Source organism: Kitasatospora sp. NPDC088779 (assembly GCF_040685395.1).
Lineage (GTDB): Bacteria > Actinomycetota > Actinomycetes > Streptomycetales > Streptomycetaceae > Kitasatospora.
In genome coordinates this window covers 49,621-69,193 of the sequence record NZ_JBFBHW010000033.1, presented here as the reverse complement: position 1 = coordinate 69,193, position 19,573 = coordinate 49,621, and the positions used below count along the sequence as shown (strand labels likewise).

Genomic DNA, 19,573 nt, shown 5'->3' with positions numbered 1-19,573 from the left:
CGGACGGTTACACCACGAGCCCCCAGGGGCCGTCGGCGTGCCACCCGGTGGGCCGGCCAGCTGACCCACGAAAGGGGGGCGCGTGTGCTGAACACCCCCGGGCCGGGCGAGAAGCGGGACCTGCGGGCGGACCCGCTCGGCGCGCTGCCGGCCGACTTCGAGGCCTTCTTCACCCGCGAGCACCCGGGCTACCTCCGGTACGCCCAGCAGCGCCTGCGACATCGCGAGGACGCGCAGGACGCCGTCCAGAACGCGGGCGCCACGCTCTACAAGAACTGGCGCCGCGCCCTGGCCAGCGCCGACCCGCAGGCCTTCGCCTTCAAGGTCGTCAAGGACGCGGTGGTGGACCTCCTGCGCGAGCGCCGCCGCGCCGAACGCAAACGGCTGCGCGTCATCGCGCAGCGCCGGCCCGACACCAGCCAGGACGAACTGGACCAGCTCGCCGAACTCGATGCGCTGGACTGGGCGATGGAGGAACTCGCGCGCGCCGCCCCGGTCCAGGCCGACGTCGTCCGGCTGCGGCAGGCGGGCCTGTCCTACCCGGACATCGGTCGCAGCCTCGGCATCGCGCACACCACCGCCCGCACCTACTACAGCCTCGGGCGGCGCCACCTGGAGTACCTGCTGGAGCAGCCGGACGACGGGCAGGCGCCGTGAAGGTCACCGAACTGCTGCGGGCGGACGCCGCCCTGCTGGAACGCGAGTTCCGCGACCACGACCCGGCCGCCTTCACCCGTCGGCTGGCCGAGCGGCTCGCCGCCGCCCGCCGGCCCGCGCCGCCCGCCCGCGAACGCCCGGCCCGCCCGCCCGCGAACGCCCGGCCGCCGCACGCCTTCGGCGAACCCCCGTGGGCCGGCGGCCGGACGGAGCTCCGACGCGACCTGCGGCACCTGTGCGCCACCGTGGCGGGCGCGGTGGAACCGGGCGAACTGGCGCTGGACCTCGAACTCGCCGAGAAGACGGCCTTCCGCACCCTCGGCTGCCTGCTCTACGGGATGGGCCGCACCGCGGACGGCGTCTTCTGGTGGCGGATCGCGACGCAGTACGGCGACCGGCTGGCCGTGCACTGCCTGGCCGTCCACTACGCGGCCGAGGGCGAGACCCGGGACGCGGCCCGCTGGGCCGCCCAGGCCGAGGACCTCAGCGCCCCCGGCCACCTGCCCGCCCTGGCCCCGGACGCCGGGCCGGGCGGCGCCGCGCAGCTGGCGCGGGAGCTGGCCGAGCGCTACGACGGCGAGATCCTGCTGACGCTCAGGGACGTGCTGGCGGTGCGCCCGGGGGCGGACGGCGGACGGCTGGGCCTGCGGTCGGTGCGGGGGAGAGGGGTGGTGCGCATCCGGTGAGCCGGGCGCTGGTGGGTGGAGGGCTGTGGTGGTGTGGGGCCCGGCGGCTCTGACAGCGGGCCGGCCGCCGAGGGGCGGCTCACGCGAGCCCGGTGATGAGGGAGGGCTCACGCGAGCCCGGTGATGGCGTCGCCGACGTACTCGGCCCCGATCACGGCCAGCACGGTGGTCGTGATCGCCGTGCTGTGGGTGGCCAGCCAGGCCTTCCACTCCCCGAGGGTCCGCGCCGAGCGGTCCCCGCGGAGCAGGTGGACCCCGAGCGGAAGCAGCGTGCACAGCGAGCCGATCAGCACCATCAGCGCGGCGGCCACCACCGTGCCGCCGATCCCGGCCGTACTGGCGGCGATCGAGGCCGCGCCGCCGACGGCCAGTGCCAGGTTCTTCGGGCCGGTCGTGACCAGGGCCACCGCGAGACCGGCCGACCGGCCCGCGCTGAAGCGGCCCACCTCCCGCATCCACCTCGGCGGCGCGGTGACGTGCCCCGCGCGGGGCCGGTCGCGCCACCGCTTCCAGGTCATCAGGACGAACAGGACGCCCAGCGCGAGCTCCAGCCAGTACGGCCAGTCCGGCCGGCCGCCACCCGAACCCAGTGCTCTGCCCGCCGCCACCACGACCGCCACCACCGCCGCCAGGCCGGCCGCCCAGCCGGCCGCGAAGGCGAGCCCGATGGTCCGCCCGCGCGGTGCGGCCAGCATCAGGACCACCGCGACCAGCGCCGGCGGGCTGATCGCGATGCCCACCGCCGACGCCAGCATCGAACCGACCGCCTCGCCCATCCCGCTCCCGCCTCCTCGCCGTCGCCCGGGCTCGCCCGGCGGGGCCGCCGTCCGGGCCCGCCTCCGGTGGAGCCGCTGCCCGGGGCGTCCGGTGAAGCCGTCGCCCGGGCCCTGCTCCCGCCGGGCACACGTCTGCCCCATTCAGCTACGCCCGGGGCCGCCGTGCACGGCCGGGGCCGCTGTGCGGGTGAGGCCCGGAGGGCTCAGGCCCGGAACGGCCGCAGCTCGCCCGGAACCGCCGAGGGCCGCCGCACCGGTGTGGTGCGGCGGCCCTCGGACGTGGTCACGGCAGCGGATCAGTCGTTGCCCGACTCGATCGCAGCGCTGTCGAGCGCGGTGGACTTGGCCGCCAGCGCCTCGGCGTCGGGGCCGGCGGCGGCGATCGGTGCCGCCCCGCCGGGCGCCAGCTCGCCGATCAGGCCGCTCCACGGCGCCAGCTGGCCGTGCACCGCGTACTGCTCCAGCTTGCTGCGCGAGTCGGCGATGTCGAGGTTGCGCATGGTCAGCTGGCCGATGCGGTCGTCCGGGACGAACGCGGCGTCGACGCTGCGCTCCATGGACAGCTTCTCGGGGTGGTAGCTGAGGTTCGGGCCCTGGGTGTCGAGCACCGAGTAGTCCTGGCCGCGGCGCAGTCGCAGCGTGACGCTGCCGGTGACCGGCTGGCCGACCCAGCGCTGGAGGCTGTCGCGGAGCATCAGCGACTGCGGGTCGAACCAGCGGCCCTCGTACAGCAGCCGCCCGAGCCGACGGCCCTGGGTGTGGTAGGTGGCGACGGTGTCCTCGTTGTGGATCGCGTTGAGCAGCCGCTCGTAGGCGGTGTGCAGCAGCGCCATGCCGGGGGCCTCGTAGATGCCGCGACTCTTGGCCTCGATGATGCGGTTCTCGATCTGGTCCGACATGCCCAGGCCGTGGCGCCCGCCGATCCGGTTGGCCTCGTGCACCAGCTCGACGGCGTCGGCGAACGCCCGGCCGTTGATGCGGACCGGACGGCCGAACTCGAACTCGATCGTCACGTCCTCGGTCTGGATCTCGACCGCCGGGTCCCAGAAGGCCACGCCCATGATCGGGCTGACGATCTCCATCGAGGTGTCCAGGTACTCCAGCCGCTTGGCCTCGTGGGTGGCGCCCCAGATGTTGGCGTCGGTGGAGTAGGCCTTCTCGGCGGAGTCGCGGTACGGCAGGTCGCGCTCGGAGAGCCAGGCGGACATCTCCTTGCGGCCGCCGAGTTCGGTGACGAACCGCTGGTCCAGCCACGGCTTGTAGATCCGCAGGCTGGGGTTGGCGAGCAGGCCGTAGCGGTAGAACCGCTCGATGTCGTTGCCCTTGTAGGTGGAGCCGTCGCCCCAGATGGAGACCTCGTCCTCGCGCATCGCGCGGACCAGCAGGGTGCCGGTCACGGCGCGGCCGAGCGGGGTGGTGTTGAAGTACGTCTGCCCGGCGGAGCGGATGTGGAAGGCACCGCAGGCGAGGGCGGCCAGGCCCTCCTCGACCAGCGCCGCCCGGCAGTCGACCAGCCGGGCCTGCTCGGCGCCGTAGGCGCGACCGCGGGCCGGGACGTCGGCGAGGTTCGGCTCGTCGTACTGGCCGATGTCGGCCGTGTAGGCGTAGGGGACGGCGCCGTGCTCGCGCATCCACGCGACGGCGACGGAGGTGTCCAATCCACCGGAGAATGCGATGCCGATCCGTTCACCGACCGGCAGCTTGCTCAAGACCTTCGACATGCATGCACCCTTGACCCGCGAGGCGCGGGCTCCTGACTTAGCGACGTGTGAGGGGATTCGGCGTATCCGATGCCCGCACTCTGGCATAGGTTTGCAGAGTATCGCAAGAGCATACGATCGGCTCGGCGAGGGGTGGCCGCTCCTGTTGCCGCCCCTCGCCGTGGCCGATCGGTGGTCGCCTGGCCTCAACCCGGCTTTCTCCCAGGCGCGTTGGGTGGCCGGACGCCGGGGAGAGGAGTCAGGAGGCGCTGTCGGCGTCCGGCCCCTGGGCGCGCAGGCGGCGGACGTTCTCCAGCGACTCGCGCAGTTCGGTGAGCCAGGTGTCGGAGTGGCGCTGCACCAGGCGGACGCACCAGGCGAGCGCCTCGCTGCGGCTGCGGGCGACGCCCGCCTCCACCAGGGTGTCGAGCACCTGCCGTTCGGGCTGGCGCAGCCGGGTCATGACGGGGGCGGAGACGGTGGTGAACATGCCCCTCAGGTCGCCGCACTCGGCGCCCCAGGAGACCTTGCGGCCGTAGCGGCGCTCGGCCTCCCGGGCGACGGCGATCCGGGCGTCCCTGGTCCGGTCGCGGAACTCGGCGATCCGGCCCTCGGACGCCGCTTCGCGCTCGGCGTCCGAGGCCGTCCGGTCGAGGGTGGGCTCGGTGATGCGGCCGACGACGGTGATCTCCTCGCGGTCCGCGGTGATCTCGACGAGATCGGTGAACAGGTCGGCGGGGAGGCGGCCGGTGAACCACCCCCGGAGCTCTTCGGGTGAGGTTGTAATCATGTAATCAGCATTACTCGGGGTGGGGGTGATCGCAAGACCCCGGGGAGGAGCGCCGGGGGGAGTGTCGGAAGGCCGTCAGCGTGCGGCGGAGACCGGCATCCGGGCCCGGGCCCGGATGCGCAGCCAGGGCGTCCGGGCGGCCAGTGCGCCGAGGCCTAGCGCCACCAGGTGCCCGGCGTCGGCCAGTTGCTGGTCCAGCGCCCAGGTCACGGCCAGCCCCAGCCCGAGCGCGGGCAGCCCGAACCGGCGCAGCGGGGCCGGGCCCAGGGCCAGCAGGCAGCCGGCGGTGCCGACCAGCCCGTAGCTGATCCCGACGTCACGCGCCCGGGACAGCGCCCCCGGGATCCGGGCGGTGAGCATCACCCACATGGCGCCCTCGGTGAGCAGGGTGGCGCCCAGGTGCCCGAAGACGAAGACCGCGCCGGCCCGGGCCGGGCCCCAGCGCCACTCGGCCAGGCCCAGCACCACGGCCACCGCCGCGATGCCCGCCCAGGCGGGCACCCCGTCGACCACCAGCCCGCTGGTGAACATCGTCCACCACTTGCCGACCTCCATGTGGTGGACGTTGCTGCTGTTGTGCCGGACGAACCGGGCCCGGGCGCCGTGGCTCTGGCCGGCCAGCCAGCAGGCCGTCGCGGTCAGCAGCAGCACGTACACCGTGGTCAGCCGCAGTCGGTCCGCCACGCGCAGCGCCGGGTGCCGCGCTCCGGGGCCGGCGTCGATACCCGCAGGTGCGGTCGTCGTGCCGCGCTCGCTCATCGTGCCCGTCGCCCTCGCTGTGCGGTCCCGGTGGTGCCGCCCGGCAGCCCCCGGCGGCCCGTTCCGGGCGGTCAGAGCGCCAGCGTACGCCAGCCCCGGGTGATCTCCTCGCGGACCGAACTCGCGTTCGGCGCCGGGACGCCCGGGGCCGGAGCGGCCGTCAGCAGCTCCAGCAGCGCCGCGCCGTCCGCCGGGCGCCCGGCCGGGTCGGCGTTCAGCGCGCGGACCACCACGGCGGCCGGCGCCGGGTCCAGGGCGTGGACGGCGGCCGGCGCGGCGGGCTCGGGCCCGGTGTCCACGATCCGCCGGATCACCGCGCCGGTGCTGGTCGCCGCGAACGGGCTGGGGCCGTGCGCCGGGTCGGCCTGGGTCGGGACGTGCGCCGGGGGTTGCTGGGCCCCGGCGGCCGGTGCGTAGACCGTCCGCGAGACCCGGTCACTCGAAGGGCGCACCGCGTAGACGCGCCGGGGGCCGCCCCGGGTGAGGGTGAAGGGAACCGTCGAGGAGGCGCCGATGACCGGTGGCACCACCAACGCGCCCGGACACCGGCGCCCCTGGTGGGCACGCCTCGCGCACGCGGTCCGGACCTACGTCCGCCGGGCCCCGGGCACCTACGTCTGGCTGGCGATCCTGCTCGCCACCACACAGGTGATCCGCCACGTCGACAGCGCGACCGCCGACCGGATCCTGGAACGGCGCTCGACCAACCTGCACCACCTCCAGGTCTCACCGGTGCGCGTGCTGATCACCAGTGCGCTGTGGATCGCGGGCGGCGGCTGGCTGAGCTACTTCCTGCTCTACAACCTCTTCCACGTACCCGCCGAACGCTGGCTCGGCACCCTGCGCTGGATCTCGGTGGCGATGATCGCGCACGTCGGCGCGACCTACCTCAGCGAGGGCCTGCTCGGGTGGGCGATCCACCGCGGCATCGCCCCGCCGAGGGCCGTCTACACCCTCGACTACGGCGTCAGCTACGCGCTCGCCGGGGTGGTCGCGGTGCTCACCTATCTGATCGTGCGGCCCTGGCGGTACCTGTACGTGGCCGGCGTGCTGGTCTTCTACGGCCTGGGCGTCGCGCAGAGTCGGGACTACACCAGCATCGGCCACTTCAGCGCCGTGCTGATCGGCCTGGCCTGCTACCCGCTGACCCGGGACCGCCCGGGCTCCTGGGACCCGGTTGCCATGGGCCGGCTCGTCCGACGGCGGCTGCGCCGGCGTTGACGGTGGTGGCGGCGGCGGCGGTGGTGCTTGGTGGCTGCTCCGTGGTGGTGGCGGCGTCGACGGATCAGCCGGTGCGCGGGGGGTCCGGGGCGGGCGTGCCCAGGTAGACGTTCAGCGGGGGCCCCTGGGCCAGCACCGCCCCCGCCGTGACGGAGAAGGTGACGGCGGCGCAGAGCGCGATCAGCCAGGACAGCAGTATCAGCACCAGCCCCAGCGAACCGTAATGGGCCAGACTGCGGTTCAGCGCGCCCGGCATGTAGACCCGGGCGGTCAGTGACATCGCGGTGGCCGCGGCGGCCGTCAGCAGCGCGCCGGGCAGCAGCGGCAGCCAGCCGACCCGGGCGCTCAACAGCAGGTGGGTGGTCCACCACCAGACCACCAAGGACGCCGCGAAGGTGAGCGGCAGGCCCAGCCAGAAGCCGACACCGAAACCGTCCCGCAACGAGCCCTGGAAGAGCAGCACCGTCAGCCAGGCCACGATCCACAGCAGCCACCGCCAGGCCGCCGCCCGGGTACCGGCCTTCGGCAGCCGCCAGGCGTGCTCGCAGACCCGGGCCACCGCGCGGCTGCAACTGGTCGCCGACAGCAGTGCCATCAGCACGCCGATGATTCCGGTGGTGCCTCGCAGGTCCCCGGTGCCGTACAGCGCCTGGCGCAGCTCCTGATCCGAGGCGCCGGAGACGCCGAACAGCGCGCGGAGCGAGGCCACCAGCTGGTCCCGCACATCGGGCGGGGCGAACGCGGCCACCGCGAACAGCAGTGGTACGGAGGTCAGGAAGATCTGGGAGGCCATCCGGGTGGCGGCGTCCAGCAGTCCGGGGGAGAGCAGCCGGGCCGTCAGCTCGGTGATCACCGGGAAGCGCCGCTCGGCCTCGACCCGTGCCCGCTCCCACTGCCCGCGGCCCCGGGCCAGCCGCTCCCCCCAACGGCCGGCGGCCTCCCTCACCGACCTCATCCCTCGGTCCTCCCGCAGCGGGGCAACGATCCGCCCCAGTCAAGGCCAGCCCGGCCCGTCCCGCCACCGGAGGTGTCCGTCCGCAGGCGGGTGGGCGGCGTCGGGCGGCGGCATCGGGTGTGGGGATCGGGGACGGGGACGGGGAACGGGTGTGGTGTGGTGTGGTCGTGGGTCTACCGTCGGGGCGGCGGGCTCATGGGGCTCGTGGGACTCCGCCCGATGAGCGTGTTGAGCACGTTGAGGGCCGCCTTCTTGCGCTGGGCCTTGCGCGACCAGACCGCCGGGCAGACGACCCCGAAGAAGAACAGCAACACCACGACGAGGCTCGGGGCCGCCGAGATGATCGCGATGGTGTTGTTGCTCTGGAATCCGGCCGCGACCGGGCCTGCGCCGGTCGCGGCGACTCCGGCCGGAGCGAGCCAGCGGGGGCCCGGTGCGGGCGGTGCGGTGCCCGTGGCCTGGGCGCTTCCGCCCGACGCGGGAATCCCCGTACCCTCGTGCATGTAGTTCTCCGGGTGTTGATGGGGCTACGAGTGATGACGGCTTCCTGTTGACGCAGGGAGCCGTCGCTCCGTTGTGGGGCGTACGGCTCGTACCGACAGTGGCTACGATGACAGAGCCGTGGAAGGCCAAAAAACCGCAGAAAACATCGCGGGACTTGAGAAAGTTGATGTTGGTCCAGGTCAGAGGCGCACTGGCGTCATCGATGTGACTCACATCACAGGAAATGGGAGAGGAACTGTGAGGAATCTCACGGTGGGGATATGGCGCGCAGGCTCCCGCTGAGTGGAACGGGCCCGCTGGTCTCCTTCGCCCGCGAGCTCCGCGAACTCAAGGAACGCTCCCGGGGCACGGTCGAGACGGTCGTCGCGCGAGGCGCCTCGCGGACGGCGGTCTACGCCGCCCTGAACGGATCCCGCCTGCCGAGCGCCAAGAACCTGGACGCCATGGTCGAGGCGTGGGGCAGCGGCAGCGAGCTCGAACGGCGGCAGTGGCACGACCGGCGACGTTCCGCCGAGGAAGGCCTCGCGGAGGCGGCCCGGCGGCAGGGCGCGGCGACGGCCGGCCGCACACCCGAGGAGGAGGACTTCACCCGCGCGCTGCGCGGACTGTGGAGCAAGGTCGGCGACCCGTCGACCGAACGGGTGGCGCGCCACTGCGACCTGAGCGCGCGAACCCTCGACTCCTACCTGGACGGACGGACCATTCCGACGGAGTCGCGGCTTCGCGAACTCTTCGACGGGCTGTCCGCGCTGCGCGCCGATGACAGCGCCTGGCTGGCGGCCACCCGGGACACCTTCATCGGGGAGGTGCTCTTCCGCGCCCAGACGGCGCGGCAGGAGGAGCGGGCGAGGGTCAGGGAACTGGCCACGGCCCTCCCGGAAGGGCAGGCTCCCGTCGAGTTCGGCCCGTTCCCCGACGGCATCGGGCCGGTGCCGGGCGTACGACTGGGCCAGGAGTTCGACAACCGGCGGACGCTCTCGCTGGCCGGTGTGCACCGGCCGCTCCAGGCCGGTATCTGCGGTCTGCGAGAGCTCGGCGCGGAATCGATCGTGGTCTCCGGTGGGTACGAGGAGGACGAGGACCTCGGTGATGTGATCCTCTACACCGGGGAGGGCGGGCGAAGCCCGCAGACGGGGCAGCCGGCCCGGAACCAGCAGCTGACGCGCGGCAACGCGGCCCTGGCGACGAGCGCGGCGACCGGGGCCCCGGTTCGCGTGGTCCGGGGAGTCACCACCGCGACCCGCTCCTTCTACCGCTACGACGGGCTCTTCCGGGTCGAGGACCTCTGGTCCGAGACCTCCTCCGACGGTTTCCTCGTGTGGCGGTTCCGCCTGGTCGCCCTTCCCCCGGCCGAACAGGCTGCGGCAGTCGCCCGGGTATCGGATCGGGTGACGGCTCAGGTAGCGGCTCCGGTGACGGATCGGGTGACGGCTCCGACGGATGAGGACGGTCGGGAGGCGGGGCCGGTCCGATCCGCGACATCGATCGAGCGCGTCGTCCGGAACACCGCGATCGCCACCCACGTGAAACGTGCGCACGACTACACCTGCCAGGTGTGCGGTGTCCGCATGGTGGTCCCGGGCGGCGCCTACGCCGAGGCCGCACACATCACGCCCCTGGGGAGACCGCACCACGGGTCGGACACCGTCGACAACGTTCTCTGCCTGTGTGCCAACCACCACGTGCTGTTCGACTTCGGCATGCTGATCGTCAACGACGACCTCACGGTGGTGAGCCGCGACGACAGCTCCGTGCTGGGCCGGCTGCGAGAGGCGGCGGATCACGTCGTCGACCGGAAGCGCCTCGCGGAGCACCGGCTGCGGCACGGGGTTCCCCGGCACGAGGGCATGCGCTGACCCCTGTCCGGGCAGGGCAGGAGCAGAACCGGTTGTGCTGGCCCAGCCGTTGCGGGTGGGGGCCGGTCGTCCGGCGGTCGCGAGGCTGCTGCCCCGCCCGCTCGTGGTGAGCGGGCGGGGCAGCGGATTCGGCCCGGGGGGGATGGGGGGTTGCGCTACCGGCTGACGGACTGGGCCAGGCAGAGGATGTTGCCCTCGCTGTCCTTGAACCAGGCGGCGCGCAGGTTGTCGCGTTCGGCGATGCCGTTGACGGTCTTCAGCCCGGGGAAGTCGTACTCCTCGAACGTGATGCCGCGCTCACGCAGGGCCGACATCGCGCCGTCGAGGTCGGCGACCTTGAAGCTGGCGAGGGTGTGGGCGGCCTGTCCGCCGCTGGGGGTGTGGTAGATCGTGAACTGGGTGCCGCCGCAGTCGCAGACCAGTTCCTCGTCGGTCTCCTCGGCGAGCTTGAGGCCGAGGGTGTCGGTGTAGAAACTCCTCGCGCGGGCGAGGTCGGCGGCGGGGATGACGGCCTGCAGTGGTGCGTCTCCAAGCATGGTGCTTCGCCTCCTCCTGCTTCCAGGCTAGGGACGTTGGCGGGCGGGCGCCCACGGGGGCGGGGGCGGCGATGGGTGGCGGCGGGCGGCGGCGGGGCGAGCCGGGCTGGAGCCGGCGGAGCCGGGGCGTGTGCGGGCGGTCGCCGGGTGTCGCCGCGCTCGGAGAGGTGCGGTCGAGCGGGACGAGCGGGGCGCGGAGGGTTCTGCACGGTCGTTCGTGTGCTTTCGCGGGTGGCGGCCCCGTCCGGCGATCGGGTTGTCGCGTCCCGCCGCCCGGTCTCAGCCGCGTTGTGGCCAGTCGTGTGGCACCCGCTCCAGCACGCCGGCGCCGAACAGCTCGTACAGCGGCAGGGTCTCCAGGTGGACGTAGCCGATGTGGCAGTCGCAGACCGGCAACGGGCAGCCGCGCGCCCGCAGCTGGGTGCGGTAGGAGCCGTCGTACAGGTTGCCGAGGACGTCCCGGACGAAGTGGCAGCGGCGGACGGTGCCGTCGCCGTCCACGGAGAGCACGGACTCGCCGGTTCGGCAGGGGCGGTCGGCGCTGGGGTGGGCGTGCCGGCTGTAGCCGAAGTGCGGGTCGACGGCTGCCCAGTCTGCGGCCTCGGCGTCGGTGTAGGTGCGGCCTTCGGCGGCGTTGACCCAGAGGTAGACGCCTGCGGCGAGTTCGGCGCGCAGCCGGCGGGCCTCGGCCAGGTGCTCGGGCTGGCCGACCACGCCGACGCTGTAGCGCACGCCCATGGCGTCCAGCTCCCGGCACTTGACGAGGAAACGCTCCCGGGTGACCTGGCCGGGGTGGTACGTCACCCAGAGCGCGAGGGTGTCGGGATCGGCGTCGGCGAGCCAGTCGGTCCGGCAGCTGAGGTTGGTCTGGATCGCCACCCGGCGTACGTGCGGGAGCCGACTCAGCTCGACCAGCGCCCGTCGGTACCAGGACCGCACCAGGCCCTCGCCCCAGGGCGTGAACAGCAGGGCGAGGGTGTCACCGCTGCCCGCCCGGCCGGCCGCCCAGCCGGTGAACCGCTCCAAGGCCGCGCGGTCGGCGCGCAGTTGATCGGGTGTGTCGCGGCGCTTGGCGAACGGGCAGTAGGGGCAGTCGTAGTCGCAGGAGGCGAGCGGGCCACGGTAGAGCAGGGTGAGGTCGCGCCCGCGGTCGGCCGCGTCGGTCGGTGCGCTCTCGGCGCTCGGTGTGCGCGGTGCGGGCGGGGTGGTGGACGGCAGGCCGAGGAAGGTCATTTCGCCTCGTAGGCCGTCATCAGGGCCTGGACCTCGGGCGAGAACAGCATCGGCCCGGCCGCGTCCGAGTGCGCCAGGCCCTCCGGGCTGAGCACCAGGCGGTCCCGGTCATCGGCGAGCCAGCCGCGCGCGGTGAACTCGGCCAGTTCCGCCGGGAAGTCGGCGGCCGGTGTGCTGCCGAACCGGGCCCGGTAGTCGGCCAACGGCATGCCCTCGGCCTGGAGCAGCGACTGCACCAGGTGCCGCCGGCGTGGTTCCCCGCCGCTCATCCGGTGCCCCACCTCGGCGTGGTGGAAGTCCTCGGTGGCGACGAAGTCGTCGATGATTCCGCGCACCTCGGTGGCGTTCACCGCGTAGTCGAAGGAGTAGTGCAGCCGCGAGGTGTAGGAGCGGGCGCCGCAGCCCAGGCCGACCATGCCGTCCGTCTGGCAGGCGTACTCGCTCGCCCCGGCCTGCGGGGAAGCGGCGCGGCGGAACATCCGCATCGACACCTGCTGATAGCCCTGGGCCAGCAGGTGGTCGCGGCCGGTGCGGTAGAGCGCGAGCCGGCGGGTGTCCCAGGCGGAGTGGCTCTCCTGCTCGCCTCGCCGGGCCAGGCCGGTGAGCGGGCGCACGTAGAGCGGGTAGAGGTACAGCTCCTCGGGCTGCCAGGCGAGCGCGGCGTCCAGCGAGTGCAGCCAACTGGCCTCGGACTGGCCGTCGATGCCGTAGATGAGGTCGATGTTGAGCACCGGGAACCCGGCGGCACGGATCCGGTCGAGGGCGGCCTCCACCTCGGCCCGCTTCTGCGGGCGCACGGCGGAGCGGGCCTCGGCGTCGACGAAGGACTGTACGCCCAGGCTCAGCCGGGTGGTGCCCCGGGCGGCCAGGACCTCCAGCCGGTCGGCGGTCGCGGTGGCGGGGGAGGCCTCCACCGAGAGCGGTATCGCCCGCAGGTCGGCGCCCATCCGCCGCTCGGCGATGTCGCACAGCCGCTCCAGCTCGCGGGCCGTCAGGTAGGTGGGTGTGCCGCCGCCGAAGGCGGCCAGCGCGAAGCGCGCGCCTTCGTCCAGCGCGGTGCGGACGTCCACCGCCTGGCGCTCCAGGGCGTCCAGGTACGCGGTGGTCAGGCCCTCGGGGCTGCCGATCCTGGTGAACAGGTTGCAGAAGCCGCAGCGGACCTCGCAGAACGGGATGTGCAGGTAGAGCGAGAGCGCGTCCTGCGCCTCGCCGGCCCACAGCTCGCGCAGCCCCGGGCGCTCGGGCAGCGGGCGGTAGGCGGTCTTGTGCGGGTAGGCGTAGACGTAGGACTGGTAGGGCGAGTCGGGGCGCGGGGGTGCGGTGGTCATGCGCGCTCCTCGGTGGCGGCGGTGGCGGCGGTGGCGGTGGTGGCGGTGGCAGGGACGGCAGCGGCGGCTGGGCTGGCCGCAGGAGCTGCAGGAGCTGCGGGAGCTGCGGGAGCTGCGGGGGCGGCGGGGGCGGCGGGGTCGGCGGGGTCGGCGGGGTCGGCATCGGGGACGGCCGCGGGGATGGTGAAGTGGGCGTACGGGACGGTCCAGACCACCTCGTGGCCGATCCGGTGCCCGGTGTAGCCGTCCTCGCCGTACGCCGTGCCGTGGTCGGAGCAGACGATCGCGAAGCAGGGGCGGCGGGAGCTCATCGCCGCGAAGAGCCGGCCGATGTGGGCGTCCACGTACTCCAGGGCGGCGGCGTGGCTGGCCCGGGAGTCGCCGTGCTCACGGGTGGCGCCGGGCAGGTGGAACCAGTTGGGCTGGTGCAGCGCCGAGACGTTCAGGAACAGGAACAGCGGTTGCCCGGCGGGCTGTTCGGCGGCGACCCGCTCCGCCCGGGCGACCTGCTCCTCGAAGGACGTCGGGGACGGCACGCCCATCCCGGGATCCCAGTGGCTCTCCTGGAACAGGCCGGGCAGCACCGAGCCGAGCGGGCCCTGCTTGTTGAAGAAGCCCACGCCGCCGATGCAGACCGTCCGGTACCCGGCGGCGGCGAGGGCGGTCGGCAGATCCGGTGCGTCGAACACCCAGGTGCGCGGGGCGGTGCTCTCGGAGCCGGCGAAGCGGGCCGCGAACAGGCGCGGGTGGGGGCCGTCGGGGGAGGCCGGGGTGGGCAGGAAACCGGCCAGGATCGCCTGGTGGGAGGCGTAGGTGAAGCTGCCGGGCGCGTGCCGGCGCTCCCAGCGGCCGCCGGGGAGGAAGGCGGCGAGGTGCGGGATCCGGCCTGCGGCGGCCAACTCCTCGGCGACGTCGAAGCGGAGCGTGTCGAGCGTGACGAGCAGCAGGTCGTGCGTGCCGACGACCGCGTTCATGTCGGGGGTCGGAGCGGGAGCCTGGGTGTGGGGGGAGGTCTGGTGGTTCATCGGGAGGGTTCCGTGATCTGGTGGTCCGTCGGGGTGGGGAGGGGCGTTCCGGTGGTGCGGCCGGTGGCCCCGGTGAGGGCGGCGAGCTGGGCGCCGTAGGTGTCGAGGCCCTCGGCGGGGCCGCCGGGCAGGCCGGTGAGGTTGGGGAGCAGGTCGCCGAAGGCGTTGACCTCGCCGACCAGGGCGCGCCGCCAGCCGGCCGTGGGCAGGACGTCGACCCCGACCATCAACGAGCCGGGGAAGCAGGCCGCCGCGCGCTCGGCCGTCTCCAGCAGGGCCGGCCATGCGGGCCCGGCGGCCTCCCGGGCCAGGTCGAGGCTGCCCCGGGCGCCGCCGAGGTGCAGGTTGGTCATCGGTTGCGCGCTCGTGCGCACCACCGCGTGGGTGGCCCGGCCGGCGACCACCACCACGCGCAGGTCGGCCGAGCGGCCGGACTGCGCGGCCTTCGGGATCCACTGCTCGACGTGCAGCCCGTCCGGTGCCAGCCGGTCGATGATCTCGGCCACCTCCCGCTCGCCGCGGTACTGGCGGACCCGCAGCGAGTTGTGCAGCAGTCCGTCGGCCAGCTCGACCGAAGTGGTGGCCAGGACCTGCCCGCGCGGCCCGAACTGCAGGGCCGTCACCCCGGAGGCGGAGGAGCCGTGTGCGGGCTTGACGAAGACCCGTCGCAGGCCGGCCGTGGCCAGCCGCCCGCGCAACTGCTCCCAGCCGGTGACCTCGCCGCCCAGCGCCCGGGGTACCGGCACCCCGGCGGCGGCGAGGAGCGCGTGTGCCCGCCGTTTGTCGAACATCACGGCGATCTCCTCCGGATCGCCCAGCAGCCGTACGTCGGGGCGCCCGGCCAGCTCGCGCAGCGCGGCCGTCACCCCCGCGTACCAGGCGGCCGTGCCCTCGACCCGGGTCGGTGCGTAGGACGGGCCGAGCGCCGGGCCGCGCAGCAGTTCGTCGACCAGGGCCTCCTCGCCGGGCGACTCGATCCGCAGCAGGCCGTCCTCGGGCAGCCGGTAGTCGCCGCGCAGCACGTCCAGCCAGGGCAGGACGGCGGGCTCGGGCAGCCCGGCGGCCCGGGCGGCGGCGGCGAACAGCGTCACCCGCCGGTGCCCGGGATTGCCGAGGACGGTCAGCCGCGGTGTCATCGTGCCGTCACCCGCCTACTCGGCGACCGCGACGTAGCGGTCCCCGTCGTCCTCGTCCTCGTCGGGGTCCTCGGCCTCGGAGAGGTCGAGCGCGACCCCGGGCAGGGCCTCGGTGAGGCGCTGCTGCATCTCCTCGCCGACGTAGTGGTGGTGCAGGTCGAGGGCGCGCAGGTGGGTGAGCGGCTGGCCCTCCAGCAGGGCGGCGGCGCCGTCGTCGGAGAGCACGCCCATGGACAGGTCGAGCGACTCCAGCCGGGCCACCACGGGCGCGTGCGCGACGGCCGAGGCGATCTCGTCCTGGAACTCGCTGTTGGCCAGCCCGAGGTGGCGCAAGCTCGGGAGGCGGGCGCCGTCCAGGAAGGGGGCGAGGTCGTCGATCGTGGCGTCACCGCCGTACTCGTCCACGCCGAGCCAGAGCGTCAGGCGCTCCAGTGCCGGCAGCTCGGAACCCGCCACCGCCCGCACCACCCGGGCCGGCAGGCCGCCGGCCTCGAAGCGCAGCGCGGCCAGCCGGTCGTGCCGCACGGGCTGGAGGCTCAGGTCCGTGCCGCCGCGGACGGTCAGCTCGGTCAGCCCGGGGAAGGCCGTCAGCAGGGGGGTGACGTCGCCCATCTCCATCCAGGAGATCTCGCACTCGTCGTAGGTCACGTCCCCGAGGAAGAGCGCTTCCAGGGCGGGCAGGCGCTCCGCTTCCGCGGTGATGGCGGCGACGGTGGCGGCCACGGAGACGTAGTCGCCGCGCCACCAGGGGCCGATCACCAGGGCGCGGACTCCGGCAGGGTCGACGGTGTCGAGGAAGGTCTGCCAGAGCTGCGCGAAGTCGTGCTTCGCGTCGTAGTCCAGGGCGAGCCGCCAGGCGACCGAGCCGGCGGCGGGCGGCGTGCGGGTGCCGTCGTCGGGGGTGAAGTCGTGGATCGGCAGGTCGTGGAAGCGGTCGGGGTGGAGGGAGACGGTCATGTCGGTTCCAGACGGATGGGCGTGGTGGGCTGGTCGGTGCGGCGGTGCGGCGGCGTCGGGCGCGCGCGGTCGGTGACGGCTACTCGGCCACGGCGACGTAGCGCCACCGGTCGTCGGGCTTTCCGGCCTCGGAGAGGTCGATCTCGACGCCCGGCAGGGCCTCGGTGAGGCGCTGCTGCACCTCCCCGGTGAGGAAGTGGTGGTGCAGGTCGAGGGCGCGCAGGTGGGTGAGGGGCTGGCCCTCCAGCAGGGCGGTGGCGCCCTGGTCGGTCAGCACGCCCATGGCGAGGCTGAGCGACTCCAGCCGGGCCACCACCGGCGCGTGCGCCACGGCGGCCGCGATGTCGTCCTCGAACTCGCTGTTCTGCAGGCCCAGATGGCGCACCGCGGGGAAGCGTGTGCCGTCCAGGAAGGGGGCGAGGTCGTCCAGCGTGGCGTCGCCGCCGTAGTTGTCGACGCCGAGCCAGAGTTCGAGCCGCTCCAGGGCGGGGAAGTCGCAGCCGGCCACCGCCCGCACCACCCGGGCCGGCAGGCCGCCGGCCTCGAAGCGCAGGGCTCGCAGCGCCTCGTGGCGCACGGGTGTCAGCTCCAGGTTGTTGCCGCCGCGCACCACCAGCTCGGCCAGCTCGGGGTAGGCCGTCAGCAGCGGGGTGACGTTGCACATCTCCAACCAGGAGATCTCGCTCTCCTCGTACGTGACGTCGCCGACGAAGAGCCCTCGCAGCGCGGGCAGCCGGCCCGCCGCCTCGACGATCGCGGCCAGGGCGGCGTCGAGTTGCTCCGGCTCGTCGGAGAACCACGGGCCGATCACCACGGCCGTCACGCGCTCGGTGTCGACCGTGTCGAGGAACTGCCGCCAGCGCTCGGTGAAGGCCTCCTCGGAGTCGTAGTGCAGGCCGATCCGCCAGGCGGCCGACGCCGGCTCCGGCAGGGTCACGGCTGCCGCGTCGCCGCCGTCGGCGGCCTCGTCCAGGGCCTGGACGAAGTCGAAGACCGGGAGACCGTGGAACTGCTCGATGTGGTGGTTGACGGTCATGCGCTGCTCCTCAGGGGTCGGGGCCGAACACGTGTCTACCAGTCGGGTCCGACAATCCGGTGGCCGGGTGGCGGGCCGGGCGCGTTGTCAGACCCATGCCCTACGTTCTGGTCGTGGCTCCGGAACGTGACCGCGAACAGCGCGGCGGAGCCCGGGATTCCGGCAGCCGCCGGGGTCCGGCCGTACGGCGAGGGAGGACTGATGTACCGCCAGGGCGATGTGCTGATCGTGCCGGTCGAGGAGGGCGCCGTGCCGCCCCGGGTGGCCGCGCTGGCCGTCCAGCCCCGGGACGGCCGGGGCCGGATGGTGCTGGCCCTCGGGGAGGTCACCGGCCACGCGCACGCCGTGGTCGGTCCCGGGGAACTGCGCCGGGAGGCCGGCCCGTTCGGCGCGGGCTGGCTGCACCTGCCCGAGGGCGGCCGGGTGGTGCACGAGGAGCATGCGGCGATACCGCTGCCGAAGAGCTGGTACCGGGTGGTGCGCCAGCGCGAGTACACCCCGGGCGCAGTGCGGGTGGTCGCGGACTGACGCGGGGCCCGACGAGCGGACCGGTGGCTGATGGGCGGGTGACCGGGCGTCGGGCGACGGCAGGCGGCGCGCAGACGGGTGGGCGGGCGCGGCGTGCAACGCGGAACGTGCAGCGTGGAACGCGCAGTGCCGAACGGAACGGAAGCAGGCGGCCGGGCGGGGAGCCCGGCCGGGAACGGAGCAGACGATGGAGACGACGATTCCCGACCGCCCGGCGGGCGCGGTGACGGCCGGGCCCGCCGAGGTGACGGCCCGCTGGCGGGCCGCTGCGGCGGCCACCGGTCCGGCCGACCGGTCGGCGGCCGAGCACGCGGTCCGGGCCGCCTACCGGGCGGCCGGGCTGCCCGAGCCCACGGCCGTCCGCTGGTTCGGCTCGCCGTTCGCCGCCGCCGAGGCGGCGTTGCAACTGCGGGCCGCCGGCGCGGTGAGCGTGCGCGAGGCCGTGCGCACCGGGCCCTGGGAACAGGCCCGGCGGCGGGCCGTCGAGGAGGTCGGCGCGGCCGGGTGGGCGGCGCACTGGGCACTCACCGGTGGCGAGCTCGGCCCGGTCACCACCCCGTTCGCCGACCGCATCCGCACGGCGGTCCTCGACCGGCTCGCCCCCGAGGTCGACCGTGAGGAGGCCTCGGACGACGTGGCCGCCGCCGCCCGCGCCCGGCGCACCACCGTACGGCTCGCCCTGCTCGACGCCGTGCGCGGCCAGCACGACGCTCCCTGGTTCGCCGCCTTCGAGGCCGCCTCCGACGCGGCCGGGGGCAGCGCCGAGGCCGTCGCGCCGCTCGCCGGGGTGGCCCGCGAGGCCGGCTGGTGGTGGCCGTACCAGGACGTCGCGCTGGTCAGCGAGCGCCCCGTCGCGCTGCACCGCGACGAGGCCGGGCGGCTCGACCGGGCGGACGGCCCCGCCCTGGAGTACGCCGACGGCTTCGCCCTGCACGCCTGGCGCGGCATGCCCGTGCCCGCCGAGTTCCTGGCCGGGCTGGCCGACGTCACCGTCGAGCGGATCCGCACCGAGGCGAACGCCGAACTGCGCCGCGTCCTGCTGGAGCACTACGGCTACGAGCGCTACCTGGCCGACTCCGGTGCCGAGCCCATCCACCGCGACGAGACCGGCGTGCTCTGGCGGATCACCCTGCCCGACGACGAACCGGTGGTCATGGTCGAGGTCGTCAACTCGACCGCCGAGCCCGACGGCACCTTCCGCACCTACTGGCTGCGCGTCCCGCCGAGCACCCGCACCGCCCGCGCCGGGGTCGCCTGGACCTTCGGCATACCCGAGTCCGAGTACCACCCGCAGCGCGAGACCTGACCGGCCCGGCCCCCGGCGCAGGCCGCTGAGCTGCGAATCTCGGCCGGCCGCTCCCGCCGCCGCCCTCGGCGGGCTGCGGGACAGGTCAGGGTGGGGTCGGTCCGACGTTGCGGACCCAGACGGGGAAGGGCGTCATGGCGTTGGGCGCGGTCTGGTCCGACGGGTTGGTCCCGGCTGGCCGTCGGTCGTTCAGGAAGCTCTCGACGACCGGAGCGAGGTCGTCGGAGGTCAGGTAGGTGCCGCCGAACGGCAGTTCATCGACGGCCACCGATCCGGTGGAGCAGCGGAGTTGATCGACCTGTTCGTCGTGCCACACGTAGAAGGTCGCCACCCCGGCGAAGCCCAGCGCATGGATACGGAGCCGGATGGCCTGAGCGGTCCGTTCGAAGGCGGCGACGACCTCGGTCACGGACAAGGATCGCTTGTCCTCGTCCTCCGCGCTCAGGTACCAGGTGTTGGTCCGCCACTCGACCCGCCGGTCGCTCGGCTCCAGTACCAGCGGTTCGTCCGCTATTTCGGCGATCCATGTCAACAGCACCCCGGAATTGTCCCGGCCGGTGCGGATCGCGCAGTCGTCGGGGTCG

Annotated in this window: 20 protein-coding genes and 1 pseudogene; 6 read left to right on the top strand and 15 right to left on the bottom strand. The window is 74.1% G+C overall.

The features are described 5' to 3' along the window. Positions 1–84 precede the first annotated feature (84 nt). Positions 85–657 (top strand): sigma-70 family RNA polymerase sigma factor, encoded by a 573-nt coding sequence (locus AB0P03_RS27165; protein WP_350882705.1) that lies wholly within the window; start codon positions 85–87, stop codon positions 655–657. Then, positions 654–1,343 (top strand): hypothetical protein, encoded by a 690-nt coding sequence (locus AB0P03_RS27160; protein WP_363582625.1) that lies wholly within the window; start codon positions 654–656, stop codon positions 1,341–1,343. The genes AB0P03_RS27165 and AB0P03_RS27160 overlap by 4 nt, the downstream gene beginning before the upstream one ends. Positions 1,344–1,450: 107 nt before the next feature. Here AB0P03_RS27160 and AB0P03_RS27155 read toward each other — a convergent pair whose 3' ends face one another. The 5 genes from AB0P03_RS27155 to AB0P03_RS27135 all read right to left on the bottom strand — a co-directional run bounded on the left by AB0P03_RS27155 (position 1,451) and on the right by AB0P03_RS27135 (position 5,895). Further along, positions 1,451–2,119 carry a GAP family protein gene (locus tag AB0P03_RS27155; protein WP_363582627.1) on the bottom strand — a complete coding sequence of 223 codons (669 nt, stop codon included), beginning with the start codon at positions 2,117–2,119 and terminating at the stop codon, positions 1,451–1,453. A 296-nt stretch (positions 2,120–2,415) separates the two neighbouring features. Continuing rightward, positions 2,416–3,840 carry an argininosuccinate synthase gene (gene argG / locus AB0P03_RS27150; RefSeq protein ID WP_063350707.1) on the bottom strand — a complete coding sequence of 475 codons (1,425 nt, stop codon included), beginning with the start codon at positions 3,838–3,840 and terminating at the stop codon, positions 2,416–2,418. A 238-nt stretch (positions 3,841–4,078) separates the two neighbouring features. After that, positions 4,079–4,609 (bottom strand): hypothetical protein, encoded by a 531-nt coding sequence (locus tag AB0P03_RS27145; RefSeq protein ID WP_363582629.1) that lies wholly within the window; start codon positions 4,607–4,609, stop codon positions 4,079–4,081. A gap of 75 nt (positions 4,610–4,684) precedes the next feature. After that, positions 4,685–5,368, bottom strand: a complete 684-nt coding sequence (locus tag AB0P03_RS27140) for a rhomboid-like protein (protein WP_363631359.1) — start codon at positions 5,366–5,368, stop codon at positions 4,685–4,687. 71 nt (positions 5,369–5,439) lie between these two features. Beyond that, positions 5,440–5,895, bottom strand: a complete 456-nt coding sequence (locus AB0P03_RS27135; protein ID WP_363631358.1) for a hypothetical protein — start codon at positions 5,893–5,895, stop codon at positions 5,440–5,442. On the opposite strand from AB0P03_RS27135, the gene AB0P03_RS27130 reads away from it, so the two are divergent. Further along, entirely contained in the window at positions 5,882–6,589 is a 708-nt protein-coding gene (locus tag AB0P03_RS27130; protein ID WP_363631356.1) for a rhomboid-like protein, read from the top strand. The genes AB0P03_RS27135 and AB0P03_RS27130 overlap by 14 nt on opposite strands. Before the next feature lie 64 nt (positions 6,590–6,653). Here the strand turns inward: AB0P03_RS27130 and AB0P03_RS27125 are convergent, their stop codons facing one another. Next, positions 6,654–7,544 carry a YhjD/YihY/BrkB family envelope integrity protein gene (locus AB0P03_RS27125; protein WP_363631354.1) on the bottom strand — a complete coding sequence of 297 codons (891 nt, stop codon included), beginning with the start codon at positions 7,542–7,544 and terminating at the stop codon, positions 6,654–6,656. Between the two features lie 173 nt (positions 7,545–7,717). Next, on the bottom strand, positions 7,718–8,047 hold the full coding sequence (locus AB0P03_RS27120; RefSeq protein ID WP_363582638.1) for a hypothetical protein: 330 nt from the start codon (positions 8,045–8,047) through the stop codon (positions 7,718–7,720). A 261-nt stretch (positions 8,048–8,308) separates the two neighbouring features. Between AB0P03_RS27120 and AB0P03_RS27115 the strand changes: the two genes are divergently transcribed. Next, the gene (locus tag AB0P03_RS27115; protein ID WP_363631352.1) at positions 8,309–9,904 is read left to right on the top strand and encodes a YDG/SRA domain-containing protein; all 1,596 of its coding nucleotides are present in this window, start codon (positions 8,309–8,311) and stop codon (positions 9,902–9,904) included. A 155-nt stretch (positions 9,905–10,059) separates the two neighbouring features. Here the strand turns inward: AB0P03_RS27115 and AB0P03_RS27110 are convergent, their stop codons facing one another. The 7 genes and pseudogenes from AB0P03_RS27110 to AB0P03_RS27080 form a co-directional block, all read right to left on the bottom strand. Beyond that, a complete protein-coding gene (locus AB0P03_RS27110; protein ID WP_363582641.1) occupies positions 10,060–10,440 on the bottom strand; it encodes a VOC family protein in 381 nt (126 codons plus the stop codon). Between the two features lie 279 nt (positions 10,441–10,719). Beyond that, on the bottom strand, positions 10,720–11,673 hold the full coding sequence (locus tag AB0P03_RS27105) for an STM4011 family radical SAM protein (RefSeq protein WP_363631350.1): 954 nt from the start codon (positions 11,671–11,673) through the stop codon (positions 10,720–10,722). Next, positions 11,670–13,001, bottom strand: coding sequence for an STM4012 family radical SAM protein (locus AB0P03_RS27100; RefSeq protein WP_363631349.1), 1,332 nt, complete (start codon positions 12,999–13,001; stop codon positions 11,670–11,672). Before AB0P03_RS27100 ends, AB0P03_RS27105 begins: the two co-directional genes overlap by 4 nt. Positions 13,002–13,177: 176 nt before the next feature. Next, positions 13,178–13,975, bottom strand: a pseudogene (locus AB0P03_RS27095) (STM4013/SEN3800 family hydrolase); the annotation flags it as partial. A gap of 47 nt (positions 13,976–14,022) precedes the next feature. Next, the gene (locus AB0P03_RS27090; RefSeq protein ID WP_363631347.1) at positions 14,023–15,162 is read right to left on the bottom strand and encodes an STM4014 family protein; all 1,140 of its coding nucleotides are present in this window, start codon (positions 15,160–15,162) and stop codon (positions 14,023–14,025) included. Positions 15,163–15,177: 15 nt separating this feature from the next. Next, entirely contained in the window at positions 15,178–16,119 is a 942-nt protein-coding gene (locus AB0P03_RS27085; RefSeq protein WP_363631346.1) for an STM4015 family protein, read from the bottom strand. A gap of 79 nt (positions 16,120–16,198) precedes the next feature. Further along, on the bottom strand, positions 16,199–17,155 hold the full coding sequence (locus tag AB0P03_RS27080) for an STM4015 family protein (protein ID WP_363631344.1): 957 nt from the start codon (positions 17,153–17,155) through the stop codon (positions 16,199–16,201). A 201-nt stretch (positions 17,156–17,356) separates the two neighbouring features. Between AB0P03_RS27080 and AB0P03_RS27075 the strand changes: the two genes are divergently transcribed. Continuing rightward, on the top strand, positions 17,357–17,683 hold the full coding sequence (locus tag AB0P03_RS27075) for a hypothetical protein (RefSeq protein WP_063350717.1): 327 nt from the start codon (positions 17,357–17,359) through the stop codon (positions 17,681–17,683). A 187-nt stretch (positions 17,684–17,870) separates the two neighbouring features. Then, positions 17,871–18,989: a DUF6745 domain-containing protein gene (locus AB0P03_RS27070; RefSeq protein WP_363631342.1), complete on the top strand. Its 1,119-nt coding sequence runs from the start codon at positions 17,871–17,873 to the stop codon at positions 18,987–18,989. Between the two features lie 85 nt (positions 18,990–19,074). Here AB0P03_RS27070 and AB0P03_RS27065 read toward each other — a convergent pair whose 3' ends face one another. Next, positions 19,075–19,527: a hypothetical protein gene (locus tag AB0P03_RS27065; RefSeq protein ID WP_363631341.1), complete on the bottom strand. Its 453-nt coding sequence runs from the start codon at positions 19,525–19,527 to the stop codon at positions 19,075–19,077. Between the last annotated feature and the right edge of the window lie 46 nt (positions 19,528–19,573).